The 25817-nt window shown below is 57.2% G+C and carries 15 protein-coding genes, 1 pseudogene and 1 riboswitch; of the genes and pseudogenes, 7 read left to right on the top strand and 9 right to left on the bottom strand.

The window, feature by feature from the left end; all coding sequences use genetic code 11:
• The 6 genes and pseudogenes from GA0061099_RS35760 to GA0061099_RS39510 form a co-directional block, all read right to left on the bottom strand.
• A partial coding sequence (locus tag GA0061099_RS35760) for a transposase (protein ID WP_208604918.1) occupies positions 1–259 on the bottom strand: 259 nt, incomplete at its 3' end.
• Positions 260–1114: 855 nt separating this feature from the next.
• Positions 1115–2980, bottom strand: a complete 1866-nt coding sequence (cysN, locus tag GA0061099_RS35750; RefSeq protein ID WP_036030799.1) for a sulfate adenylyltransferase subunit CysN — start codon at positions 2978–2980, stop codon at positions 1115–1117.
• Positions 2981–2997: 17 nt separating this feature from the next.
• Positions 2998–3996 (bottom strand): sulfate adenylyltransferase subunit CysD, encoded by a 999-nt coding sequence (gene cysD / locus GA0061099_RS35745; protein WP_074448399.1) that lies wholly within the window; start codon positions 3994–3996, stop codon positions 2998–3000.
• Between the two features lie 171 nt (positions 3997–4167).
• Positions 4168–5268, bottom strand: coding sequence for a nodulation protein NoeE (gene noeE / locus GA0061099_RS35740; protein ID WP_271540034.1), 1101 nt, complete (start codon positions 5266–5268; stop codon positions 4168–4170).
• Between the two features lie 776 nt (positions 5269–6044).
• Entirely contained in the window at positions 6045–6230 is a 186-nt protein-coding gene (locus GA0061099_RS35735; protein ID WP_074448398.1) for a hypothetical protein, read from the bottom strand.
• Positions 6231–8661: 2431 nt separating this feature from the next.
• Positions 8662–8932: pseudogene (locus GA0061099_RS39510) on the bottom strand (IS3 family transposase); the annotation flags it as partial.
• 1739 nt (positions 8933–10671) lie between these two features.
• Here GA0061099_RS39510 and GA0061099_RS35710 point away from each other — a divergent pair.
• Positions 10672–10902 (top strand): hypothetical protein, encoded by a 231-nt coding sequence (locus GA0061099_RS35710; protein WP_085972425.1) that lies wholly within the window; start codon positions 10672–10674, stop codon positions 10900–10902.
• A gap of 510 nt (positions 10903–11412) precedes the next feature.
• On the opposite strand, the gene metE is transcribed toward GA0061099_RS35710, so the two are convergent.
• Positions 11413–13758, bottom strand: coding sequence for a 5-methyltetrahydropteroyltriglutamate--homocysteine S-methyltransferase (metE, locus tag GA0061099_RS35705; RefSeq protein WP_036030790.1), 2346 nt, complete (start codon positions 13756–13758; stop codon positions 11413–11415).
• Between the two features lie 101 nt (positions 13759–13859).
• A riboswitch (cobalamin riboswitch) is annotated at positions 13860–14062 on the bottom strand.
• Positions 14063–15011: 949 nt separating this feature from the next.
• Here metE and GA0061099_RS35700 point away from each other — a divergent pair.
• Entirely contained in the window at positions 15012–15734 is a 723-nt protein-coding gene (locus GA0061099_RS35700; RefSeq protein WP_225114365.1) for a nodulate formation efficiency C protein, read from the top strand.
• 1141 nt (positions 15735–16875) lie between these two features.
• Here the strand turns inward: GA0061099_RS35700 and GA0061099_RS35690 are convergent.
• A complete protein-coding gene (locus GA0061099_RS35690) occupies positions 16876–17124 on the bottom strand; it encodes a hypothetical protein (protein ID WP_124163825.1) in 249 nt (82 codons plus the stop codon).
• A gap of 317 nt (positions 17125–17441) precedes the next feature.
• Here GA0061099_RS35690 and GA0061099_RS35685 point away from each other — a divergent pair, with 317 nt between their 5' ends.
• The 3 genes from GA0061099_RS35685 to GA0061099_RS35675 all read left to right on the top strand — a co-directional run bounded on the left by GA0061099_RS35685 (position 17442) and on the right by GA0061099_RS35675 (position 22003).
• Positions 17442–18227, top strand: a complete 786-nt coding sequence (locus GA0061099_RS35685; protein ID WP_244429403.1) for a thermonuclease family protein — start codon at positions 17442–17444, stop codon at positions 18225–18227.
• Positions 18228–18235: 8 nt separating this feature from the next.
• Positions 18236–18979 (top strand): carbonic anhydrase, encoded by a 744-nt coding sequence (locus GA0061099_RS35680; protein WP_050996223.1) that lies wholly within the window; start codon positions 18236–18238, stop codon positions 18977–18979.
• 1857 nt (positions 18980–20836) lie between these two features.
• On the top strand, positions 20837–22003 hold the full coding sequence (locus tag GA0061099_RS35675; protein WP_050996226.1) for an acyl-CoA dehydrogenase family protein: 1167 nt from the start codon (positions 20837–20839) through the stop codon (positions 22001–22003).
• Positions 22004–23024: 1021 nt separating this feature from the next.
• Here the strand turns inward: GA0061099_RS35675 and GA0061099_RS35670 are convergent.
• Entirely contained in the window at positions 23025–23672 is a 648-nt protein-coding gene (locus GA0061099_RS35670) for an FkbM family methyltransferase (protein WP_036030817.1), read from the bottom strand.
• A gap of 1045 nt (positions 23673–24717) precedes the next feature.
• Here GA0061099_RS35670 and GA0061099_RS35665 point away from each other — a divergent pair.
• Both GA0061099_RS35665 and groEL read left to right on the top strand, forming a co-directional pair.
• Positions 24718–25032 carry a co-chaperone GroES gene (locus GA0061099_RS35665; protein WP_074448393.1) on the top strand — a complete coding sequence of 105 codons (315 nt, stop codon included), beginning with the start codon at positions 24718–24720 and terminating at the stop codon, positions 25030–25032.
• 84 nt (positions 25033–25116) lie between these two features.
• The coding region (gene groEL / locus GA0061099_RS35660) for a chaperonin GroEL (RefSeq protein WP_141697746.1) at positions 25117–25817 on the top strand (701 nt) is incomplete at its 3' end.

Below are 25817 nucleotides of genomic sequence, written 5' to 3'. Positions count from 1 at the left end.
TTTGCCGCCGTAGCTTCGGAACCTTCAGATTGACGTCGCCCGCCTTGGTCTGCAGCGTTCGCTCGTAGCTGCCTGCCCGCGTGTCCTGCCGCGCCGGGCTGCGCTCATACCGCCCAGCACCGCACAGCTGGTCCGCTTCGGCCTCCAGCATCGCGTTCAGTGTCTCTTCCACTGTCCCGCGGACCATCTCGCCCAGGTGATCTCGAATCCGGGCCTCATCAATTTGGATCACCTGACCCATGGCATTCCCATCGTTCATTCAAAGCTCCTTCATTCTAGAAGAAGCCGTCAATCCTGAAAGTGCGAAAGACTCTGTACGTTATCGGTCGAACACGTCGATGGCTGACCAGAACGGTTCATCGAGAGATCATTCTTTGTCGCTCGGCCACCGATGAGCTCCCTTTCCTTTTCAGCCGCGTCAATGGCCGCCTTCATGGCAATCAGCGATGAAAGGCGGAATTGGAGCGTGACCCGAACACGCGGCGGAGGAGCGCGGGATGGCTAATCTTTGCGGCAGTGTTGCCTCGAGATGCGTACGCCGACGGTGTTCGCCTACGAGCGGAGGAAGAGGAAGCAGGCTTGCCGGACGTTACCATGGGCACGACAGGATGGATCGCGACCGATTGCTCGCTTCAGATTTGTCAGTATACCTGGAGTAAGCGCAGGTTCGCCGGAGCCAGCCCCGGAAAACCGCGGCCCGAGCTTCGTACTGCGTGGGAGATTAAAGCCGCCGAGTCGCGGCCTCGGCTCGGCTTTAAGGCAGCTCGGCGTGTCCTTGGCCGCACGCGCAGCAAGAAGCGCGAAGCAAACCCTCAACCTAGTAGAAGTCGGACTTCCTCTCTGGCCTTCCTTACCGCATCGTAGATTCTGATCTGCAGCATGGGACGGCGTCTCTTGAGCTCCACCGCTTCTGACGATGCTCCATCTTTGCTCGCGTACTCGGTTTTGAATTGATCCACTTCGAGCACGTAACCGGAAGCTGGCAGTACACGAGTGGGTGCGACCATTTTGTTCCTTTCGAGCGAAAAGTTTGATCGCAGGGCCCGCCTGAGCCAAGTCGCCTGAGCTGCGCCAGCAGGAATTCTGCCTATCGATGACGCGGTGCGATGGACATCTAACCATCAAGAATTGAACGCGAGATCAAGAGATCCACTACCGCTCTGGCTGAATGCTCTAGGGTCTGCTCCATGGTCCTGAGATGAATATCCGGTGTTTCTGGTGCCTCGTAGCAGGCGTCGATTCCGGTGAAGTTCTTGATGTTGCCTGATTTCGCCTTTGAGTACAGCCCTTTCGGGTCTCGCCGCGCGCATTCCTCGATCGGCGTATCGACAAAGACTTCTATGAACTCATCCTTGCCAACCAGGATGCGCACCCTGTCCCGTTCGGCTCTCGTGGGCGAGATAAACGAGCAGATCACGATCAAGCCGCTGTCCGCCATCAACTTGGCAACTTCACCGACACGCCGAATGTTCTCCACGCGGTCCGCCTCCGAGAAGCCCAGATCCGCGCTTAAGCCGTGCCGGAGGTTGTCGCCATCCAGCAGCATTGTATGCCGCGACATTGCAAACAGCTTTTGATCAACGAGATTGGCAATCGCCGACTTTCCCGCGCCAGACAGGCCGGTGAACCAAATGACGCAAGGCTTCTGATTCTTGAGCGCGGCACGTTGCCTCCTATCCACGGATAGGGCTTGCCTAGCAATATTGGCGGTCTGCCGTAGCGGAACGGCAATCATGCCGGCCCCCGCCGTACGATTGGTGTAACGATCGATGACGATGAATGATCCGGTCTTCCGATTGACGTCATAAGCATCGAATACTGCGGGCATTGTGGTCGCAACATTACAGAAGGCGATCTCGTTCAACGAAACCATCCCGGCGGCCAGATGCTCACAAGTGTTGACGTCGATCCGATGCTGAATTTCGGCAATGCTGCCGGAAATCGTCTGCGATCCGATCCGCAGGATGTAATTGCGTCCGGGAGCGAGCGGCTCCTCGTCCATCCAAATCACATAAGCAGCGAATTGGTCGGCGACCTTCGGTTGATCGTCCGGTCGGGATAGAATGTCGCCCCGGCCGATATCAATTTCGTCTTCCAGTGTAATGGTCACCGCATCCCCGGCTTCGGCGCCGACAAGGTCGCCACCGTGGGTCACGATCCGCTTGACGCGCGTGGTCCGTCCCGACGTGGCGACAATGATCTCATCCCCCGCCGAGATCCTCCCGGAAGCCACCGTCCCGGCATAGCCTCGAAAATCCGGATTTGGCCGGTTCACCCATTGTACCGGAAAGCGGAAAGCCTGGCTTGCGGTGCCGGACTGGATGTCAATGCTCTCCAAATATTCAAGCAGGCAGGGACCACGATACCAGTTGGCACGCGCGGAGCGGTCTACGACGTTATCCCCGTAGCGGGCCGAGATCGGGATCGGGACGATCGAGGTGAAGCCGAGACCGGCGGCAAAGGCCATATAGTCGCGCGCGATCCGATCGAAGCACTCCTTGTCGTATGCGACAAGATCGATCTTGTTCACTGCCAGCACGATATGACGAATACCGAGAAGCGCACAGATAAAGGAGTGGCGGCGCGTCTGAACCATCACGCCTTTGCGGGCATCGATCAGGATAATGGCTAGCTGGGCTTGCGAGGCGCCAGTAGCCATATTGCGGGTATACTGCTCGTGGCCGGGAGTGTCGGCCACCATGAAGGAGCGCCGCGGCGTAGTGAAGAAGCGGTAGGCAACATCGATCGTAATGCCCTGCTCCCGTTCGGCCTCGAGGCCGTCCACAAGCAGCGCGAAGTCGATGTTATCCCCGGTGCTACCGTACTTGATGCTGTCGCGTTCCAGCGCCATGATCTGATCGCGGTAGATCATCTTGCTGTCGTGCAGTAATCGGCCGATCAGCGTCGATTTTCCGTCGTCCACCGAGCCACATGTGATGAATCGCAGCTGATCCTTCGTTCGCGCCGGATCCGGTTCCATTGTCGGCTTTGTAAACATCAAAAGTAGCCTTCCCGCTTCTTCTTCTCCATTGAAGCGGCTTCATCGGTGTCAATTAGGCGCCCCTGGCGCTCAGACACCGTCGCGGTCTGCATTTCTGCGACGATATCTTCGATCGTCGTCGCATCGGATTCGATAGCCCCGCTCAAAGGATAACATCCAAGGGTGCGAAAGCGGATCATCCGCATTTCCGGCGTCTCGTCGCAGTTAAGCGGCAATCGCTCGTCGTCAACCATGATCATCGCACCATTTCGATGCACTATCGGTCTTCGTTTTGCGAAGTAGAGCGGAACGACCGGAATTTTCTCGATCATGATGTATTCCCACACCTCGAGCTCGGTCCAGTTTGACATCGCAAACACGCGCATGGTTTCGCCCTGGCGAATCCGTGTGTTGAATAGGCTCCAGAGCTCCGGCCGTTGATTACGGGGGTCCCATACATGTCCGGCCGAACGGAAGGAGAGTATCCGTTCTTTTGCCCGACTCCTTTCCTCATCGCGCCGGGCTCCGCCAAAGGCGGCATCGAATCCGTGGAGGTCGAGCGCGTGTTTCAGCGCGTCCGTTTTCATCACCTGGGTATGGAGGGCGGAGCCGGACTTGATCGGATTGATCCCACGCGCGCTGCCGTCCTTGTTGACATGGACAATCAGGTCGAGGCCGAGCCGCTTGGCTGTCGCGTCTCGGAAGCTGATCATCTCGCGGAACTTCCACGTCGTATCGACGTGAAGCAGCGGGAAGGGTATTTTTGCCGGATAGAACGCCTTGATCGCAAGGTGTAGCAAAACGCTTGAATCTTTTCCGATGGAGTAAAGCATGACGGGCCTTTTGAACTCGGCGACCACATCACGCATGATTTCAATCGACTCAGCTTCGAGACGGTGCAGATGTTTTGGCAGCATATATCTTGTTTTCGGTGCAGGATCTCTGTTCTTCGCCGCTCTATGGCTCCAGCGTAGAGCGGGGAATATCCGCGGCAGAAATGGCCGGCCAAGGCGCATGGCTCGTCAATGAGGCCAAGACCCGTTCGACAGCAGACTTCGGACGCAAAAGCATAGCGCATTCTGCCGCTCGTACGGCCGGCGCGTGCGGCACACCTGATCGGGAGATCAGCGTGCCAGTTAAGTTGGCTAAATCAACCAGCGTGGCTTGATCACAACCATTCAGAGTCCTTAGGAGCTCCCGAGGATCTGCTCAAGCCGCGCGACCTCCCCTCGCAACATCTCGATAGCCACGTCCCGGTTCTCCGAAATGTTCCAAGCATTTTGGACCGATTCTCCAGCATGAGATCTAGACAGTCCCCCCGCCTTGGCACTTCGCAAATCCCACCAGGTTCGGAATAACCGACGATAAAGTTCGGTTACTTCCCGTCCCCTGTCCAGAACTCCGGCTTTTTGGGCATGCAGCAGTTCCTGCTCGTATCCGAGTTCTACCAAAAGCTCGGCACCGACCAGATCGGTCACGGTTTGCATCTCCTCGACGCTCAATTGAGATTGCCATGATTTGACAGAGCTTTCGTCGATGGTGTTTCGTTCCAGGATTTTTCGGTCTCCAAAACTGCTGGACTGAAGATAATCTGCTCGTCCCATTCTCGCCGATGCGACGCCTCCTGGATCACAGCCGAGCGCTGTCAGTAGACGCTGGATTTCATCGTCCGGGTGCGCCACGAGCAGTTCGTATTGCACCAAATGAGTCTGCGGGCGAGTACGTTGCGCGGCGAGCCTGGGAAGACCCAAAACCAAATCGGCCAGTGAAGATATTATGCCATCGGGCAGTCGAAGCATGAGATCAGCGAGACTGGATACGCTGACCGGCTGCGCGCTTTCTGCCCGCAGTGGGATGCCCCACGTCGATTTCAGTGAAGCGGCGATCGCGTAGGGATTGCGCATCAGAAGGATGTGTGGCGCTTCCGGATAGACGGATTCAACAAATTCAAGTGTCGTCCAATAGCGTGGTGTCTTATCTATAATGATGCGCTTGCCCGCTTTTGCCAGATACTGATCGTATGCTGCATCTGCAAATGCGCGGCTAACGATCGTGCGATCTATCCGTCCCAAGAATTCGGAGGTGGCGGCCTCAATTAGAGAGCTGCCGGCCGGATGACGCCGATCCACGTTGCCAATTGCTTCAAGCGCCAGCATTAACCAGGGTTCAGGCGGAGCCACAATGTCTGGATGGCGCTGCAGCAAATGTGCCAGGAGTGTGGTTCCGGATCGTGGAAGACCAAGGAGAAAGCACACCTCAGGTGAACGACCAAGACGTCCGCTCATCATTCAGACACTCGTTCTTGGCAAGCGCCATCCGTCGGCGCTAGCTCGATTGGGCGAAACAAAGCCGGCCGCCGGATCACATGGGAGCAACCGCTCGCGTACAAGGAGTCGAAAGGACAAGAATTTTGTCTGCCACTCATGACTTGAGACCCGTTCAGTCCGATCGGGCGGGATCACAGAGCGATAACTGCAATCGCTTCCCCGATTGCTCGACCGATAAAACGAAATCAAGCAACAGCTCAATTGCACGAAGATTGACTGCGAATATGGGAAGGTTGAAAAGAACTATACGGACGTTTGTTAAAGACCGCGCGCGGCACATGGAAGGTTGATACGTATAGAAGATGCATGCGCTGAGGCATTGAAGAGGTAACTGCGACATGCACCTCGCTGAGGCTCGGCAGACACAAACAATTTCGGCATATGAGCGCAGTGCTGCAAAGAAGCAGACCATATCGCGGACATTCACACATGACAGGACGCAGGTCTTCTCAGCGCGGGAGCGATCCAGACGCTACCTTCAGGGAGCGCCGCCGTTGGTCGGCGTTCATGTGAGAGATCCTTGACAGGGCCATCACCAAGACGATGTCTTCACTGCCGATTTGTGACAACCGTTGAGACCACGCCTAAGAAAGTCCATCAATGATGATAGGATGCTGGAGCTCCTACCGCGACAGCGAAACACCATTCAAACACTCTTCTCAGACAAAATTTCTATGGGTACTGAGGGCGGCCCCCAGGGAGCCGCCCTACCGCGCCAGTACCAGCGCTGCTCAAAACTACCGCTGATGTCCGAGTCCGATTCCAAGATGCAAGGCCTTCTGGCGGAGCGCGCCGACGCTGCGTTTGGTCATCTTTGCTATTTTTATGACCGGGGTTCGGGCCTTCGAATGGACTTTGAGCTCCTTGATATCTGCCCTCGTCCATTCGCGCCGCTTAACGCGTTTCTTGGTTGCTTTCTTCACGATGAATGCTCCTTTTGAGAGGAGCGGCTTGTAGCATAGTTTTCACAGCACGACGACCGCAAAAAACAGACAATGTGATAGGAGTTGCGCCAAGGTATAACTTCATCATGCCTTCCAAACGCGAGAAGTCTGGGCTAGTACAGCTGTGGAACAGTAAACTTCATATACACCTCGCGCTATGAGAACGTTCCAATCGACGCCCTTCTATTCGCAGCTAAGCAACTGACACGCTCTGGAATGAGCAAGCCAAGCGCGAGATCAGTTTAGTCGACCGTGTCGACCACGCTGATGTGCATGAAGAGGCCAGATTCTCCATCCCTCAGGTTTGAATCAAGCCAGTATCCCTAGCCGCGTTGAACAACTTCGCAATACCCATTACAACGCCACTGTTTCAAATGTGAACTTCGAGATCTAGTTGAGTACATCACGATCAGCAAGGGGTTGAGCGGCTGGCGGTCACCCCGGCAGCAATTTACGTGGGCTCAATCGCTTGCCGTGGGACGCTTTCTGCCCGCGTTCGTTCCTAGCTGCGAAGTCAAAGGGGCGGTTGCTCGGCTTTCGGCTGTTGCGCGGTCTCTCGCTCAACCTACACGCCGATCTAACTGTTCGAGCGTCTCAAGATATTCCCTTCCCTCCTCGGCGAGCATCCAGCATCCAGCATCCGGCCTCCCGCATCAGCTTTGGCCGAAAATACCGAGTTGGGACGTGCGGCCTGCGATGCGCTTCATACGAGCCGGCCACTCCGGGCCGCTGCTATACAGATATCCAATGCTGCTTAACGACTTCGATGCTCGCCCGGTCGTGCGGCTGGCCGGCAAGTATCTTCAGTATAGACAGCTGAAAACTCACGCGCACGCCATTGACTCATGCAAGAGCCCGATAACGCCTATTTTGCGGTAAGCTCCAGAGGCGTGCCCCGCTTTCAAAAGAAGGTTTCCTCCTTAAGCCCAATGCGCGACACCCGCCTGCTGTCGCCGCGGTAAGCAACGCTTTCTACGGCATCGGCCACATCCTGCCCGAAGTTTCTGAAGAACGGTTCAGCATCAGATAGCTGCGTTGACTAGGAGTGTGACGAGGTCTCAACTGCCGCCCCGGACCGGTACGAGATCAAACGAAGTTGGTGGTAACCAAGCTGTTGTACATCTTGACGAATGACGTCGCTCACGGAACGAAACGCCCGGTTCTTTCTCCTCCAATTGCCGTCTAATCCCGCGGGGATTCCAAAGCCTGTCGGGACGACCAAAAGATCGTGTCTTCGGTTCAAATAGATATCGAACATGTGATGTCTCTTGTCGCACGAGCGTAGATCGACCGTTCATCGGTTTGGTGACATCGAAGCAACAGTCTCCCTTAAAGTCACTGGACGACCAAATGACATTCGAAAGCTCCCGTCCTGAAACGTCAAGACCGTCACGGGCACGATAGTCTCGCAAGATGTGGGCGTGTTCACGCCCCAACTTGCGGTCCGCTGAGAGGCGCACTCGACGATCGTCGGCCTGAAACGTGGCGAGAGTACATCTAGTTGACTCAGCTGCTTTGCGGCTCTGCGGAGCCTACGCTCCAAGTTTTGGGTTCTGGCAACTAGTTGATGCGGCATAACCTTGACCAGTCCTAGCGAGCACATCCTCCCCAGCTATCAGGCTCCCAAAGCAATGGGTTTACGAGCCGCCGCCTTGCGAAGCAGACGATTACGTTTATCGCCGATACTAGTTGAAGTAATCCTCCGACCCGTCTTCGCGGACCGTGTCCAGAGTAAAGCAATGGCGCCCCCGATAAAGATGCACCTATGGCGGTGCCGAGCCGGGACGACCTGAACGCGACTATGTTCCAGGATCCGGGCCAGTTCGGGGCAGGCGTCGTTGACTAAAACGACGTCAGGAGAGACCGAAAGGACGTTGATATCTATGTAAAGACTGGACAACAGCAGATCGTCATCGTCGTAAGCTGGGGAATCACTTTTGAGTGGTTCGGGCGCGACTATCAGTTGCGCATTGCTTCTGGCAAGCAATCGGTCACCTCGCAGGACCCCGCACGAGCAAAGGGTCATCGGTCGATGCACGGTCGCGTTAAGCTCCTGCAACGTGTTCACACAACTCCTTCGACGTCCTCATTCAGTTCGTCGAGATAGCGGTTCTTGATCCGGTGGCGGACCCGTGCGCCAGCTTGCGTAGCTGCTGCCGCCGACGAGAGAACGCGGATAATACCACACCGAGCGAAGCTTAAGATGGGATATAAAAAAATAGATCGCAAGAGAGTTCGCGATCGTGAGCCGCATGATTGGTGGCCGTACCCACCACGACTTCCTTCAATCTCGACCACTCGTCGTACCGAATTTAAGGCCACGCTTACCCCATATTGGCCGTGCCTTCAGATTCCATAGACCGACTGCCGATCTGTGCCGATTGTGTAAGTGGAGCGTCTGCCATAGTAAGGCTACCGCACGGAATGGCAGCGGCCGGAAGTAAGCTTGCCGGAGCGCCGCCGCCAAGGCTCGAAGGCGGACGCCGGCCATTGAAGGCGAGGTATCATCCGATCGAGACGCGGGCGTCGGACACAGTCTCATAGGCATGCTCGACGAGCACGTTGTCGCACCGGGCAAGCAAGCCGTCCATGCTGGTGGCGATGCCATGACAGGCGAGCACGCCGGTGAACCTCGCGCCCGTGAACTACGAGTCTTGTTCGGTGCTGAAGAAGTCCCGCTTCCGTGGAACATTCAGGAAGTGCGAAACCCTCGCTTGCTCATGAGAGCTCGTCCTTGCGGGACGCTCGAAAGGCTGATGTGGACGGATTAGCTAATGCAGGTGGGGTTCGAAGCTCCAACACATCGGCGAAGATTGTCCAATCGCGGACACTCTTTTGCTTGCAAAAATCAGTCTCCGCCTGCTGAGCAGCAGCACTCAGGGAGGCGGCATCGACCTTGAATGCTGCCTGGCACGCACGATGCTCGCCGCCAGTATCGTCACAAACGGTCTTAATAAATCGAACATTAAATGAAGGCGTGCCCCTCTCTTCCCGTGGTTCGCTTATCCACTATTCTGCTATTCGCACCGAGAGTATTTGATCTGCCTCAAGCAGCACCCCAAGAGGTATGTCTGCTCCTCCGAGATAGATCCAGATGTAACAGCGCGGCGCGACCCGCTTGTTGTCGCGAAGACTAGCGACGGTCTGTCTGTCCTACCTGCGGTATCGCACGACGCTTTGAGCCGAGGGGCAGCGCCTCTCAGGAGCCTCATGCCGCCGACCGGCAAATCAAGTCTTTGATCGAGGATTGTCTCGCAGAGACGATCGAGGGCAACATGCACTTACGCGCAGGAGATCGTGCGGCAATCAGGCAAGGAACCCCGATCTTGCACCCGACGGTCCACCAGCCGCCGCCACAGCAAAGCCGATCATAAGGCTTGTCGCAGCCGACGTTTCGACGAGCCCAGGTTCGGACTTCAGTGCCAAACCCTAAGGGTGGGATCAGCCTCGGCAAGGCTACCGACAATGAAAGGCGAACAATCGTTTGACCATCCGCGTGCGCGGAGCAATGAGGAAAAATGCTGCCGTAGCCCATGAACCGTGAGTTGCGCCTCAAATCAACACGCTGGCGTGCTGCAGAGAGCGCCAGGCCCTGGCGGACGCCCGAGTTCGGACATGTCGACTGCCAACGCGAGCGTCTGCGGCACGTAGCGACCACTCGAGCTCAACCACTCCCGGACGGACCAGCCTTTTGACCCGCATCAATGCTGCGGCGGCTGCGTCCTAATAGAAGTGATCTTCTAGTAAGGTCAGACGCATGGCGGAAAGAACGACTTGAGCCTATGATGCTTTCATGTCCGGCTACCAGCGATCACTTTTTAGGACTCCTTCCGGGCGCAGCCGAGCCGCGGGTCAATGACCTGCACATGATAAGTTGCGCCGCTTGCGATGGCGTCTACTTTATCGACTTGCGGACAAGCCCGATTATGCGCTCCGAGCGAAGCTACGTCCATCCTAATGGTGTCAACCGAATTCTTCGCGCTCTCGCTGGAGCGCGTGCTACGCGCGCGAGAGCGCGGCTGAGGTCGCCTGCACACCCACGCGATGACGCTGCAGAACACGGAGATGTCTCACCAACAAGAGACGTGACATGACAGAAAGCCGGACCATTTACCCCGCTCCGGGCCGGATTGCCGGAGCTGCAGACCAGTTTAGTTCGTGCAGAACAGTTACAAATACCAACAGCCGAGGTATTGAGCTGACCCAGATCGATTTGACGGAAGCTCAGGCCTTGTTGCCCGGCAGAAATCCAAATATTTCGGTCCGCGAGCGGATCGTATTCCGTACCAACGATGCCACGACCGATAGCCCTCTGCCGCGGCTCACGCCATAGAGACCGCGCGCCGTCCGGTCGAGTCGGGCAGAGCCTGTTCGCGCGGAAGCCAAGCGATGTTCGTAATGTTCACAAGGTTGTCTGCATTTGTCAGCTCGCAGCGATGAACTTCGTCCAGGATCCAGTGGCGATTCGATCTGGGAGCGGCTCGAAATCACGCCGCCCTTCGATCAGGATCTGGAGATTGCCGTGATCGAGGGCACTTCAATTCACCGGGTGATCTTTCCTTGTCGCCGGGTGTTCGGCGGATGGATCAACGCGAATACCGGAGAGCACGTCGCCGTGCAGCCGACGCATTGGCGTATCTGGCCCGGATAGCGGCGGCGATCCTGCACAATAGATTGGCGTTAGTTGAGGCAGGAACTGGCTTCGGCGTCCTCTCGTCGGACACTATGTAGAGTTCATCGCATGAGAGCCCTGACGGGAAACATGTCCGAGCGGACCGATTATGGTGGGGGCTTGCGGTGACCGCCCGGCATCACTCCTCGCATTGCTGTCGCAACCGTTCCCAATGTACTCGCGAGCGACACACCTCGGTGTAGATTCTGAATCTCAGACCAACGATCGCTTACCACGTCATAATGAGCTACGATAAACGTGTCGATATGGGTCCATATTTTCGGCGAATGTTCTCACCTTGATGAACCGTCGGCTATTCTCTCTCGGCCAAGTAGCGCGACGCGTCTGCGTCGTTCCTCCGGGTGCACCTCCTTCGGACCACCAAGTGGGGCAGGCATTTTTGTTGGCCCCAAGGCTTGCTCGAGATTGTGGAGAACGCAAATGAGCACAAGCGAATTCGCTTGGTCGAGAACAGACCCGAGCGCGGGATCAATGGTTTTGCGGATCGGATGCTGCACGCAGTTCGCGGGCGGCAACGACCATGTTGGTTAGGGCAGGCCGAACCTCCTCCCAATTGCGCGTTTTTAGGCCGCAGTCCGGATTGACCCAGAGCTGCGATTCCTGCAAACGCGTCCGAGCCAGCACCATCAGCTCCTTCATTTCGCCCACCTCCGGAACGCGTGGAGAGTGGATGTCGTACACGCCCGGTCCGATTTGATTTGGATATTCGTACTTGCTGAATGCGTCCAGTAGCTCCATTTTCGACCGCGACGTTTCGATCGAAATGACATCCGCATCCATTGCAGCGATTGCACCGATGATGTCGTTAAACTCTGAGTAGCACATGTGTGTATGGATTTGCGTTTGATCGGCAACGCCCGATGAGCAAATGCGGAAGCAATCTCCCGCCCAATCGAGATATGCCTTCCACGCCGATCGGCGCAATGGCAATCCTTCCCGGAGTGCAGCTTCGTCGATCTGGATCATGGCTGCACCGGCATTCTCGAGATCGCGGACTTCGTCGCGGATCGCGAGCGCAAGCTGGCGGCAGACCTCGCTTCTGGGAATGTCATCGCGAACAAACGACCAGTTCAGGATCGTGACCGGTCCGGTCAACATCGCCTTCATTGGCTTGCTAGTTAGTGATTGCGCGTAGCGCCACCAGTCCACAGTGATCGGCTTCGACCGCACTACATCGCCAAACAGGATCGGAGGCCTGACGCAGCGCGAACCATAAGACTGTACCCATCCATTCCTGGTAAATAGGAAGCCGGCGAGTTGCTCGCCAAAGTACTGCACCATGTCATTGCGCTCAAATTCGCCGTGCACGAGGACGTCAAGACCGATGTCCTCCTGCCAACGTACGGCGCGGGCTATCTCTTCCTTGATAAACTCGCCGTATTGTTCGTCGCTCATCGCACCTCGCGCATGCGCCGCACGAGCATTTCGGACTTCTGTGGTCTGCGGAAACGATCCGATTGTCGTGGTGGGAAACGTTGGCAGTCCAAAGCGTTCCCTTTGGATCTCGGAACGACGGACAAATGGGCTGGCGCGCCGGCGCATCGTCTGGTCGATCGCCCTCATCCTCACAGCGACATTGCTATCATGGATCTTGGGCGAAGTCCGCCGGGCAGTCGCAGCGCATTCCGAATCGGCGAGAGCGAGCTCGACATTCTGGTCGCCAGCGAGTGCTCGCGCCAGGATCGCAAGCTCACGCATCTTCTGAACCGAGAAAGCAAGCCAGCTCTTGACGTCGTACGTGAGCCCGGTCTCGAGTTCAACATCGACTGGCACATGAAGCAGCGAGCAGGATGGGGCGAGCTGTACACGGTGCTTGCCGAGCTTCGCAATCGCGGGCTCCATCCGCTGACGGAGCGACGACAAGTTCGACCGCCATACATTCCGGCCGTCGATGACCCCGAGCGACATGACGAGGTCACTTCGGCCGACAGCGATGACCTGATCCAACAACTCTGGCGCTCGGACCAGATCGAGGTGCAGACCGGAAACCGGGAGGCTCAATGCGGTATCCAGATTGTCGCCTAGCTCGCCGAAATAGCTGGCAACCATGATTTTGATAGCCGGTCCCTCCTTTGCGAACCGGTTATAGGCATGTAGCAATGATTTTCGCGCCGCCTCATCCAGATCAAGGGCCAGGCAGGGCTCGTCAAATTGAACCCAACTTGCCCCTCGGTCGGCCAATTCATGCAGAACCTCGATATAGACCGGTATTAGATCATCGAGTAGGGAGAGGGGCTGGAACGCGCTATCGGCACTCTTGCCGAGCTTTAGGAATGTGATCGGCCCGATCAGGACAGGGCGGGTCTGAAAGCCAAGAGCCTTTGCTTCCTCATACTCTTCAATGGGTTTGCGAGAGCAAAGTCTGAACGCCTGTCCCTTGTAAAACTCGGGAACCATGTAATGGTAGTTGGTGTCAAACCACTTAGTCATTTCCTGCGCGGGTGCGCCAGACCCCCGCGGCCCCAGACCGCAACTCGCATCCTGGTCGTCGCATTGTGATCCGCGAGCCATGGCGAAGTACGTCTTGAGGAAAACGTATTCTCGTTTCGAGGCGTAGATCTCCGGGATAGCACCAACCATGACACTTGTATCGAGCACCTGATCATACAGCGAGAAGTCATTCGACGGAATGATCGTGACGCCGAGAGACTTCTGACGGGCCCAGTTCGCTGCGCGCAGACCGGATGCGTCCTCGAGCAATTGCTGTTCGCTGATCTTTCCCGCCCAGTAGCTTTCAAGAGCGAATTTGAGCTCACGCCTTGGACCGATGCGTGGCGTACCGAGCGTAGCAACCGGAAGAGAGAGAAGAGACATAGTGTTAACCCCTGTTAGGGACAGAGGCCATGGCGGACGCAGGCAGAGGAAGTCGCGCGCGCGACGGCTGCTTGGCGCACCACCGAGACACCCCGCCCGTGGACCAATCTATCGTCGGGGCAGGTCTCCTGGCTCGCTGGTCGTCGCTGCTGTCCGGCCTTCCCGAAGCCGTGCGGGCTTCAGTGACATCGTTGGACAGTAGCTCGCAGCTCACAGTTGCGGGGGCAGCGCCGGCATTTGGACCGGCTTCCCTCTTAGTTCCGGATCAAGTGGGATTCGGAGAACCTCGACGAGTTCGATTATCGGCAGGAGGACTCTTCCGTCAACCTCTCAGATTTTGTGGCACGCTAATCTGAGACATCTAGTAGGCGAATGACCGTGCATCTCTATGATTCTCTAAACAGAGCTGTCGCAATCAGAGATGTCCTTGTCTCAGAGGTGGGAGTGAGACTCGGAGCTGCCTTGAGGCGACGCCACCCGCCCCATCAATGAAAGGGACAAAACCAGCCCGCGCGGCGGCGATTACCGCCGTTTCGAGCAGAATGCATTCGATGCGGCTTCCGACTTCCAGCGATTCGCCCAGCACATCCGCTGGCCAGCTATTTTCGCGACAGAGGATCCCCATTGAACACGTCAAGGCAGGCGGCGCAACTAGCCACATACGCGGCGAGGAGGTTGCTTTTCGTGCCAGCCAGACTTCAAAGTTCGTCGATTAAGTCGGCTTCGTATCGCCAGCCATCATGTAGGCCGAACGCCGACGGGCAACTATAGCGAACCACACGGTTCAATGACGGCAAACGCACTCCCGATTCTCATCAGGCACTTGGCCTCGAGCTACGGCCGATACACTGAATGGAACATCGAACCGTGCGCAGGTCGGAAAGTCGACAAGAGGGACATAAAACCCGTGCAAATCTCTGCCTGCTGCCTGGCACGAAGAATGCAAGCCCCTCGACATGCCCAGTCTCTTCTGCTTGGGGATGTCCAGCTCAGCCAATTGACGCTGTCGCTGGCTAGGGAAGTTAGCGGCGCGTGACATAGAGAGGAGCGCCTGCCCTCGTAGGACAGCCGCGGGTGCCCCGTCGCGTCTCCGTAAACTTCTTGCGCTCGCTTATAGCAGGTTCAAGGTTACCGCTTTGAAAGATGTATGGATGAAACGCGATAGGCGGAGGATTATGAAGAGAATGTCGGGAAGACCCGCGCTATGGCTTCGTCTGGGCGGACTGTTAATCTGCCTAGGCTGGCCGGCTGCCATGAGCAACACTATTCGCGCCAGCGACAACCCACTTGTCGAAAGACTCAAGTCAACTTGGCGAGCGCAAGATGGTGAGACGATAGAACAAATCATCTCCAATGTCTCGAAGGTGGCACAGTTCGTCCCTCAGATGTGGGGGGTCGCTGAACTCGGCGAAAGCGACCATGTTTTCGTTTCGTGGACCAGGCACCGAGACAACAAATCAGACGAACAGTACGCGATCACCTGGAAAGTCGCGCTCGACGGTACGATTGAGCTTGCGTCAACCTATGCGAAGCCGATGGAATTGGGCTGGCGTGCCCTAGCACTCTCGTTGATCGCCAAAGAAGTCGCAGATGGTGAAAGGGACGCAAACCTTAGCTTTCTGCATGATCCAAATAACTTCAACTTTGTGACTACGCCGCAAGGCCGGCTCGGCGATCTTCTGCGGCAGGGCCGATGCACTATCATTGAACCTGTTGGGGTAGACTACTTACCCAAGCAGAATGACAAGCCGAACGAGAAAGGCGATCTATGGCGCATTCTGCTCTTGGTGAATTGCGATATCCAAGGACCACGTTATTTTACACACAACGGAGTCATCACTTTTGAGAAGAGCGAAGGCCAAGATTGGGAGCCACAATCCTCTTTTGCCAAGCGCATCGCGAAATTTCCTCCGGGCTCCTGGTTCCAACGGACCGAGCCAAAGGAAGAGGAAGACTCAGGAGAGCGAAGGCCTTAGCAGACGGTCGCGCAGAGCAACACCGCACCGCAGCTGCCGCACGGTCGAACGCCTCGTACTAACTGCAAGAGACACGCGCTCTGCAGTTGCGTTGTTTAAGGCCTGCCTTTCTCGCAGCACTTCGGCCCTCGTACGGAAGGTCGAGCAGCACGATTGCGTTTTTCCGCCAGGTGTCGAGCTCAGTGGCGCGTACTAGTTTGCGAGATGTGGTTTGCCCGCCTGCACTCCACCCCGTTAGAGTACACCAACTGCGGGGGAACCAGCTCTCATGCATTCTTCACTAGAGCGCTTGGAGATGCCTCCGGCCAAGCCGATTCGGGGTGCGCGCCGCGCATCGTGTGGTTGCGCGGCATACGCAGGAGCGTGAGCTTAGCGACTTTGAGCCGGCACTAGGGACCGATGCTGAGACGAAACAGGAAGTTACAGGGTAGTAACCCCGGCATACCCGCTGAGCGCCTGCCAATTTCCGAGTGCACAGGGCGGGAAGCTCCGGAGCAGTACGCAAGAAGGTCGATTACCGCACTGACTCAGCCGTAGATTTCCTCGCACTCATTCGTCTGCACGTCATAGACCCGGATTTTAAGCATGGGAAACCGCCTTTTTAATTCTGCTCCACCTGCGGTGGCACCGTCTTTGGTTGCGAATTCGGCTCTGAGTTGGCCATCTACTTCAAGCGCGTAAGATGAGACCGGTACTTCCCGAACGACTGCGACCATGTCATTCCCATTATGTAGTGATGTGCTTTAGAATGATGTAGCTTGAGTCGGCTAAACCGCACCAGAGCTATTCACCCGAAGTACGCGATGCGCAAACACGTATTGTGGACTTAAACCTCACACGAATTGCATGGCACTCGCGATTGTCCGAACACGTGGGCAGCTTGCCCACGCCTGGTGCATCCACGGCAAAGCCCGCGGCTCAATATCGCAGCCTTTTCAATTCCTGGAGAAAACGGGCACTGATGCCAGCGCTCCTGGGTAAGTCACTTGAGATCGCGGCGAACCGTCACTACGAAGAGCGGCGGCCCGTAGCGCCTGAGCCATAAACAGTTCAAGTCTTGTACGCACGTCTGGGCAGTAGCACTAACGACTATGGTGCCGCGCGGAGGAGCCAAATGCCATAATGCGATTGGTATCAACGATCATCTCGTCTGGCGTAACAAGGAACGGATTTGCGCGGTTTGCTCGAACAAGAAACCTTCATTTACGCGGCGAGCGTTGAGGCTGAACTCCATCACGTCTTTGTCTAAACCGGTCAGAGCGAGCCAGAGCAGATCCTTTTTGAGCATCTTTTTCGTGACAAGACTTTGGGGCGCATTTCCTCGCCCTCGTCGGAACTGTCCGGTTTGCCGATGGAAGTCGTCACCAACAATGGCAAGGTTGCTCCTCAACGCCTGAGTCCGCCGCAAGCACCGACGCTTCATAGCCGCTCAATTTTTGCAAGGAGGGAGCACAGCGTTCCAAGGCTCGGGCTTGTCCAGCATCCCGAGTTCGGCGCCACGCGATGAGACTCTCCTCCTTACGTCCAGAGGGTACAGCACGCTCGCGGTGAGAGAGCCGCCGATGCTCGAAGGATACCGCCGCACGCACACGGGAAGAAATCTCTTGATCCTTACGCAGCGTCAGGTCGTAGGTTCGAACTCACGCGAAGCTCTCATAAGGCACACATCGAAGCCGGCGGAATGGACATCTGCGGTCGAGCAATCGAATGTATCGGCACCGTATCGTGCGCGTGAACATGGATCAGGAGCGAAAGGTTATTGTCGGGATGAAGCACCGCGGAATTATGTTCGCATTGATCGCTCTCATCACATCTCCGGTTTCCGCCGCGACACTCAGCGGTGCTCCGCGCATCCTCGACGGAAATACGATCCAGATCGAGAAAACCACCGTTCGGCTCTCAGGCATCGAAGCTCCTGAGACCGATCAGATTTGCCTCGACGCACAGGGCCGCAAATGGGCCTGCGGCGTAGCTGTTCGCGACGAGCTCATCAAGCATTCGAATGGGCGAACGTGGGATTGTCATACCGAAAGAGTCGATGAGTATCGGCGAGCCCTCGGCAGCTGCTTCATCGAAGGCGAGGATGTAAACGTCTGGATGGTACGCTCGGGCTTGGCGCTATCGGCTGGTGCATCTCACCATACCTACGTTGTTTATGAGTTGGTGGCCAGCACAGCCCATGCGGGGCTGTGGTCCGGCGCGTTCATCGCGCCCTGGGACTGGCGTCGCCGCAATAGAAGCACGATTATCGTGGGCGCGACGTCGGTTCCGGTCGACGCTCAGGAAGTCCTGCTTGGATCCGTCTTGCTATTGGAACCGCCGTCCCCCGAGTGCCCGATAAAAGGCACAGTCGAGCGCAGAGGCGAGCGCATTTATTACCTGCCAGGGCAACCCGGTTACGAACAAATCGACATGACGAAGAAGCGCGGCCAACGCTGGCTTTGCAGCGAAGCGGAAGCCGAAGCCACCGGGTGGCGTAAGGCCGTGCCATGAGGCGACACATGCAAGCAGCCCATTCTCAAGACATATACCATTTAGCCAAGCACGCGCGTTCGCGGCGGTCACTGTTGCTGTTTGCTGCTTCGACAGTTTTCCTGCGGTTCGGCAATAAGATTGCCGACGCGAAGGAAGCAAAAGGCCCGCCCAAGCCAAACAACGTACTCTCGCCAGATGCTGCCCTGAATCGGCTGCTGAACGGGAACGATCGTTATGTCCAGGGCGCACCACGAATCGACGATTTCAGGCGCGAGCGGCCGGTCTTGGTTGAGGGACAAAATCCATATGCGGCGGTTCTGAGCTGCGCCGACTCCCGTGTGGTCCCCGAACTTGTCTTCGACAGCGGACTAGGTGATCTGTTTGTCTGCCGCGTCGCCGGCAACTTCGCTAACGATGACACGCTCGCCAGTATGGAATACGCGGTTGCCATACTCAACACGCCGCTGATCCTTGTACTCGGCCACGATCATTGCGGTGCGATAGACGCCACGATCAAGTCGATCCATGAAGATAAGCGGCCGCCGGGGCACATTTCATCCCTGGTCGCTGCGCTTTCTCCTGCAGTGAAAGCAACCGGCGACCAAGCCGGCGACGCGTTCGCCCAAGCAACCCGACAAAATGTGATCGATAACGTCAACAAATTCAAATCGACGGGCCCGATTCTGAACGCCGCAGTCGAGCAGAACCGACTGAAAGTCGTGGGGGGCGTATATCGGATCGGCACCGGCAAGGTCGACATTGTGAGCTGATGCCAGCACCTTCACACTCCGACAAATCGTCTGCCGCCTGATACAGCGCATCTGTTCCGAGCAGTTTTGTTGGTCCATCGTCTACAACAACGACGCCGGATACTATCCGCTCCACAACTGTCATCGCTTCAGGACTCCTTAGATATGCGCGGTCTCTTAATTCTTCTCTTGTTATACGCACTCATGTTGGCAACGCGTGGCCAGCATCCAGAAACCCACATAGCGCGTCCGGCAGCATTCATGCCTCCTGGTTGAGCCGCCAACCCAATGGAGGTGGTTCAGGCAGCAGATCGCAATGCGAAGAATTGCAAGCTCTGCACTCCAGAGCACGCGACGATCCCGAGAGCTTCTCAGCTCTGAGCGGGCAAGGCATCCACGGTCCTGCTTTTGTAATCGAGCTCAGCCAGGGCCGAGGATCAACAGAACAACCAGCATGACTCCCCGGCCTGGGGCTGAAGGCAACATGCTACCCGCATCAGTACCGGACGGTCTCCCTGCACCAGCCACTTGGGAGACCGCGACCGTCGGAAAGCCAGCGTCGCATCAATCATTCGTTAGATCGTCTCGTTCGCCGTCCTCCATGACGAGCTCGACACGAGAAGAAACTCGAAGCTTACAAAGTGGCGTCGCCTGTACACGGAGGCTGGTCGGTTCTAAGCCGCGGCGAGACTTAGAGAATGTTTCTAGTTCTACCTGCACAGGTGACGTCGGTGCGCCAGCCATGTTTCAACCGCGCGCACCGCCTCTACAGGCCTGAAATCAGCTGGCAACCGCTTCCGAAATCAGGCTCTTGCACGGAGTCGCTTAGTGGGAACAGAGCACTAGCTTCACATCGTGTGGCGCCTGGTCTGTCGCAACGCTCGTGGTGCGCGCATATTGTCGCACGAACTTGGCAAGCTCTGCCAAGATCGGAAGCATTGGTAGATCGAAGAAAGAGGCGCCAGCGGCCGCAAGAGGGCGGCCAGTCAGGAATGTGCACGAACTGCTTGCGTTCGGTACGACAGAACGTGGACAGGCTCCTCCGTCGCTGGCAAACCCGGAAAGCCTCCGAAACCTGTTCGAAAAGCTTCGTCTTCGCTTGCATGAGCGGTGCACTCTTGTCACATCGAACCAGAGTTGATCGTGCAGTTTCAGCGTCTGGAGCCGCCGTGCGTTTCCGCTTCTAAGCAAGCGCTCACCAGCACTCGCACGAACAGCACATTTTGGCTGTTGGTAGCGTCAGGAGACCGGAGCGGGACTTAAGCTTAAGCAGGAACGTTGAACCCGGTCGGTGGCGGTCGAGGTCCGCCTCTGTGGTTTTCTTTGCGGCTTGTTGAGTTAATGACATCTTGTGCCTGAAAGCAAACACGGAGGCACGAGCATTGTGCTAGCATGGCACGGCGGAGTGATCTCGCGCGATTCAGACAAAGCCGGCAGCCATGCTTGATGGCACGTCAATTGCTGGGAAGACGGGCAATAGGCCGCAGGCTTGGGCGCTCTCCCAAGCACAAGTCAAGAATTTCGACTTGGTTCGACCCGGCCTGTCCCAAGTGTGACCACACGTTCATGTGGAGAAGACATGCACCGCAGTCCCCGATCGACCGCCAGAGACCCAGTGCGGTAAGGGCGGATCGATGCCGCCGCAGCGTATCGGCTGCTTTGCCGGCCAGCCTCAATGCCAGAACAATAGCTATATCTCCGTCAGGCCTCCGGCCGCTTAACTTGGGAAGCTACCCTATGCAATCTCATGCATTCGATATCAATTGCGACAGCTTTGAGAATGCCGTCCAGCGGGTGCCAAATCACTGGCCTCGCCATACGCGCAGTCCATATGAATGACGCGCGGCGATGATCGGCTCAAGATACGGAGGATAATCTATGAACGCTCCACCAGAAAAGATAACTTCCGGGACCCACGCCGCGGCTGCGACCTGGGCTAATCTGTCGCCACTACTCGTCGAGATCCGTGCGCGTCGCAACGAGTTTAGCCGCGCGCAGAAGATTCCAAAAGACATCGTCGACCGCTTCAGACGCGTCGGCGTCTATCGGGCTATGGCTGCCAAGCGATTCGGCGGTGAGGAGCGAACGCCGGCCGATTTTTGTCGGCTGGTCGAGCGCATTTCCGAGGCCGACGGCTCCGCCGGTTGGGTCGCCAGCTTCGGGGATGGAGCTCGCTACCTCGCTGCTCTTCCGGACGACACCCTTCGCAAAGTGTACGCCAATGGACCTGACGTGGTGTTGGCGGGTGCGCTTTTCCCGCTCCAACCCGCTAAGCGATGCGCCGACGGATTTATCGTGAACGGCGTGTGGCCATTCGCTAGCGGCTCACCCGAGGCGGATTTGATAGGAGTTGGTATCACGTTGGAAGACGATCCGAGCGGTGACCTCCCGCGCGTAGCGGTGATGCCGGCCGAGAAGGTGACAATTCGGCCCAATTGGGACGTCATCGGACTGCAAGGCACCGGAAGCCACGATGTCGTGGTCAGCGACGTCATTGTGCCAGAGGAATGGACCTTGATCCGCGGCGGTCCGCCGACACTTGATGGGCCGATCTATCGTTATCCGGCCGTCGCCTTCGCCGCGCAGGCGCATGCCATTGTCGGCATCGGGATTGCGCGCTCCGCAATAGACGACGTAATCGCCATGGCCGAAACCCGTGCCTCGATCACTGGAGCGCCCATGATGGCTGAGCGCGGCTATGTCCAGCTTGAAATCGCCAAAGCCGAAGCCATGCTACGTTCCGCTCGTTCCTTCTTTTACGAAGCCACGGAGGAGCTGTGGAAGGAAGCGCTCAAGGGTGAGGTAAATCTTGGCACCACGACGCTAATGCGGCTCGCCGCGACGAACGCCGCGCGGCAGGGGGCTGAGGTCTGCAGGATTGCGAGCGGTCTGGCTGGAACTGAGGCGCTCTATAGCACCAGCAATCTAGCACGGGCCATGTGCGACAGCTTCGTGGTTGCCCAGCACGCAGCTTTAAACGAGGGAACGCTCCAGAGCGCTGGCCGCGCCCTGCTGGGAAGTGCAATACAACAGGGCTTCCCATAAAGTGGGGCACGCACGGGCAAGCCACACGCCACACCGACGGTTACACTTGCGTGATGATGTGGTCTGCCGCTGAGGACATGGCCCTATGTTCCAATGTGAACAAAGACACCGCTGGGCTCTCTTGATCCCCCTCCATATCCTGGACTACCCGTTCGTTGTCCAAACATACGAGCCCTTATATTCCTCTTGGCCCCTGCCCCGATCATTGACGTGGCCGCGCAGGATACACCTGAACTTCTGCGCAACGGCTCGCCGTTCAACTCACGAACTCTCCAAACCACCGCGCAAGCGGGCTCGACTCTCGCACCGGTTGCCTACTTTGGGGCGCACGGCGCGGAAGAAGCTCTCCACGGCGCACTATCCTATCACTCACCCTTGCGGCTCATCGATGCGGCACGCCAGCGCTGGCAACGGCCGTGGGACGTTAATCTGAAACGTACTGTACACCCCCGATCGGAAAATCGATCAATCCGCTCTTGCCACTGCCGTCGAATCGGCATCGACCGCGCGGAAGAGGCGCTTCGGCCCGCATGAGGTCGCGCTTCGCCCGGGCGGCTCTCTTGCGGCTGAAGAGATCCATGGCGCCCGCCAATACAGCTAGCCCTATGCCGTTTGGATGGAGTGATATGGACAAGCCGGACCCGATTTTGGCTGCGCCGATGAAGCCACGCGATCAGGTTCGGCGTGATCGGCGTTAGATCTTGGCGAGTGTCGGTGGAGCCGAACCGACGTAGCGGCGCCATGAGCGCGCGAGCGCCGTGCTGCTACATCGGCTGTTCGATCGCCACGCTAGCCCCACGGCCCTGCCCTCCTCAGGACGGCGTGGACCCGAGGACTGCGATAGCGCGCTGGCCGCTCCCGCTCGATCGGCCAACGTGCACGCCGGCCCAACGGCAACCGCAGCCGCACTGCCTGTCCGGCCCGCGATAACCGCTCGCCTTGATGATCAACGTTGTGCAGCTGCGGCCAGCATAGAGGCCGCTGGCTAGGCCATGAATGAGACGCTCGATATGAGTAGCCGCTAGGCACGCGTATTTTTGAGCAATACATCACCTTCCACTGCGCGCGGATAGTGAGCCGCCACTTCAAATGATGGCAACAAGTTAAGAATGGCTTGCAGGGACAACTGCCCTTCATAGAGCTCGCGGTCACTATATTCGGTGTAGATGAAGCGCGTGTTGCTCAAGGTCCGCATACCGCCGGCGATAACGTCGGCCTCGGCTCCCTGAACGTCCATCCAGATAAAATCGACTCCGTCCAGCTTGGCTTCGCTACACCAGTCGTCCAGCCGCCGTGTCTCAACCGAGACAGGGTGATCAAACCGGACCCAATCGTACTCGGTAAGATGGTTCTTTGGACGGCGTATTGAACCCGATAGGTCCCAATCTTTCGCATCGCCATCTGCATTGCTTGGATGGAAGTCGATCGTTCCGTTTCGATCACTGATGGCGATTTCAAACAGCTTCACCCTATTGAGGGATGGGCCGAGCTTCTTCTTGAAGCGCGCGATCGCTCGAGGGTCCGGCTCAAAGCAGTAGAGCTGGGGTTGCGGGCACAGTTCTAGGAACTTTTGCGTATCAGTTCCGTCATTGCAGCCGATATCCAGGATGACCGGATTCGGCTTCTGAAGAAGTGAGAGGATGTGCTGATGTACTTCTACGGACGACACAGCTGCTTTTCCATGGTGCGCGGAGATCTGGTGAATTTCGACTTCGAAGCCGCCTTCACACGCCGGAAGCCGCCGCACAACGTATATCAAGGTATAAGATTCATTTATCCGCCAGTCCTTTTGATCCACGACAGCTGTTTGGATGCCATCGACATCAACCGGAGAGGCTATCCCTCGCGATGCAAATCTCGAGATTTATCGTCGGAAAGTGCGGCCTCAGTGAACCAGATCGTCGTCTTAGCTCTTTCGAGTTGCCGAAAGAACGCCTTCGTTTGGGTGTCACCTGTCAGATATGGATGCCAATTTCGCAGAATGTGCTCTGCCGACCGATGGCCGCCATCTCAGATTCGCTGCCAGTAGCTCCCGGCGGTCCTTCCCTCGGACTCGTGGGCGAGGAACGAAGTCGGCCAAAGCCCCGACGCACGCGTTGCTCGGCGCAATCGAGCTTTCGTGGCCCGTGCAACTTTCTTCAAGTGCTGTCGGCGTACGAATGACCAGGGTCAATTCGGTAGGCTTTAAGCGCCGTGCCACGGCTGGACACGGGCGATCTGGTAACAATTCGATGGTGACCTGCCTTGGAGACCGCCACCTCTTACAAGAAACAGCACCGACTTTTTCGAGAATGTTGCATACATATTCGCATGCACGACCACGGTAGATTTGACGAGCCGCTCTTCCATAAAGCTTGTAGACCGCACGCTTCGCCGGCCAAACTGCTAGATTGTACCGTCAGGTAATCATGTGCAATCCCGACGTCGTCGAAACCCGAGGCCTCTCGATCAGTGCAACCGCCGCCTGAGCAACGTTGAAGTGTCCCGGGGCCCTCTGCGGGTGTTTCGAAGGAGCGCAATGTCATTTTCACAACAGCCGGGCGGGCTGTGCACCTCAGCGGGTTTGCTTCCGGACAAACACACACGCTGCCCGGGCAATGCTTTTGCAGAACTAGAAGGATAGATCGCTCAGCGCATTTCTGGCCTGACTCTTGCTACAGTATACTTGTCACATTGTGCCTAACTTCAACTGTTCAAACGCTCAGGAGACCTCTATGACTTTCCGTCCGCTTCACGACCGCGTCGTGGTCAAGCGCATCGACGCCGAAGAGAAGACCGCTGGCGGCATCATCATTCCCGACACTGCCAAGGAAAAGCCCTCCCAGGGCGAAGTCATTGCAGTTGGGCCGGGCGGCCGCGATGAGGCCGGCAAGCTAATTCCGATCGACATCGAAGTCGGTGAGCGGGTGCTGTTTGGCAAATGGTCCGGCACTGAGGTCAAGATCGATGGGCAAGACCTGTTGATCATGAAGGAGAGCGACATTATGGGCGTTCTCACCGATGTGTTCTCCAAGAAGAAAGTCGCCTAATCCTGGGCTCGCACAGCTCACCCTCCTGAGGAGAGCCAACCGGGGCGCTGAAGGATGAATTAAACGGAACTGAGGGAATTCTCTATGTCAGTCAAGGACGTGAAGTTCGGAGTAGATGCGAGAGATCGTATGCTGCGCGGCGTCGACATTCTCGCCAACGCCGTACAGGTTACGCTTGGTCCAAAGGGCCGCAACGTCGTGCTCGACAAGTCGTTCGGCGCGCCACGTATTACCAAGGACGGCGTTGCCGTTGCCAAGGACATCGAACTCGACGACAAGTTCGAGAACATGGGCGCCCAGATGGTGCGCGAAGTGGCTTCGAAAGCTGCGGATGCTGCCGGCGACGGCACCACCACCGCGACCGTCCTCGCCGCCGCAATCGTGCGTGAAGGCGCCAAGTCGGTCGCCGCCGGCATGAACCCGATGGACCTCAAGCGCGGTATCGACCTCGCGGTCGAAGCCGTCGTGGCCGACCTCGAGAAGAACTCGAAGAAGGTCACCTCGAACGACGAGATCGCCCAGGTCGGCACCATCTCGGCCAACGGCGACGCCGAGATCGGCAAGTTCCTCGCCGACGCCATGAAGAAGGTCGGCAACGAGGGCGTCATCACCGTCGAGGAAGCCAAGTCGCTCGAGACCGAGCTCGACGTGGTCGAGGGCATGCAGTTCGACCGCGGCTACATCTCGCCCTACTTCGTCACCAACGCCGACAAGATGCGCGTTGAGATGGACGACGCCTACATCCTCATCAACGAGAAGAAGCTCTCCTCGCTGAACGAGCTGCT

It is taken from the genome of Bradyrhizobium yuanmingense, from assembly GCF_900094575.1.
Lineage (GTDB): Bacteria > Pseudomonadota > Alphaproteobacteria > Rhizobiales > Xanthobacteraceae > Bradyrhizobium > Bradyrhizobium yuanmingense.
Note: the sequence above shows the minus strand (reverse complement) of the source record. Positions and strands in the feature narration are given on the sequence as shown.

Coding starts and splice junctions, on each gene's coding strand:
- cysN (WP_036030799.1), bottom strand. CDS start 2,980: ATGGAACCGGATCCGGCGCGAACGAAGGATCAGCTGCGATTCATCACA.
- cysD (WP_074448399.1), bottom strand. CDS start 3,996: ATGCGCCTTGGCCGGCCATTTCTGCCGCGGATATTCCCCGCTCTACGC.
- noeE (WP_271540034.1), bottom strand. CDS start 5,268: ATGATGAGCGGACGTCTTGGTCGTTCACCTGAGGTGTGCTTTCTCCTT.
- metE (WP_036030790.1), bottom strand. CDS start 13,758: ATGTCTCTTCTCTCTCTTCCGGTTGCTACGCTCGGTACGCCACGCATC.
- GA0061099_RS35700 (WP_225114365.1), top strand. CDS start 15,012: ATGAGCAACACTATTCGCGCCAGCGACAACCCACTTGTCGAAAGACTC.
- GA0061099_RS35685 (WP_244429403.1), top strand. CDS start 17,442: ATGTATCGGCACCGTATCGTGCGCGTGAACATGGATCAGGAGCGAAAG.
- GA0061099_RS35680 (WP_050996223.1), top strand. CDS start 18,236: ATGCAAGCAGCCCATTCTCAAGACATATACCATTTAGCCAAGCACGCG.
- GA0061099_RS35675 (WP_050996226.1), top strand. CDS start 20,837: ATGAACGCTCCACCAGAAAAGATAACTTCCGGGACCCACGCCGCGGCT.
- GA0061099_RS35665 (WP_074448393.1), top strand. CDS start 24,718: ATGACTTTCCGTCCGCTTCACGACCGCGTCGTGGTCAAGCGCATCGAC.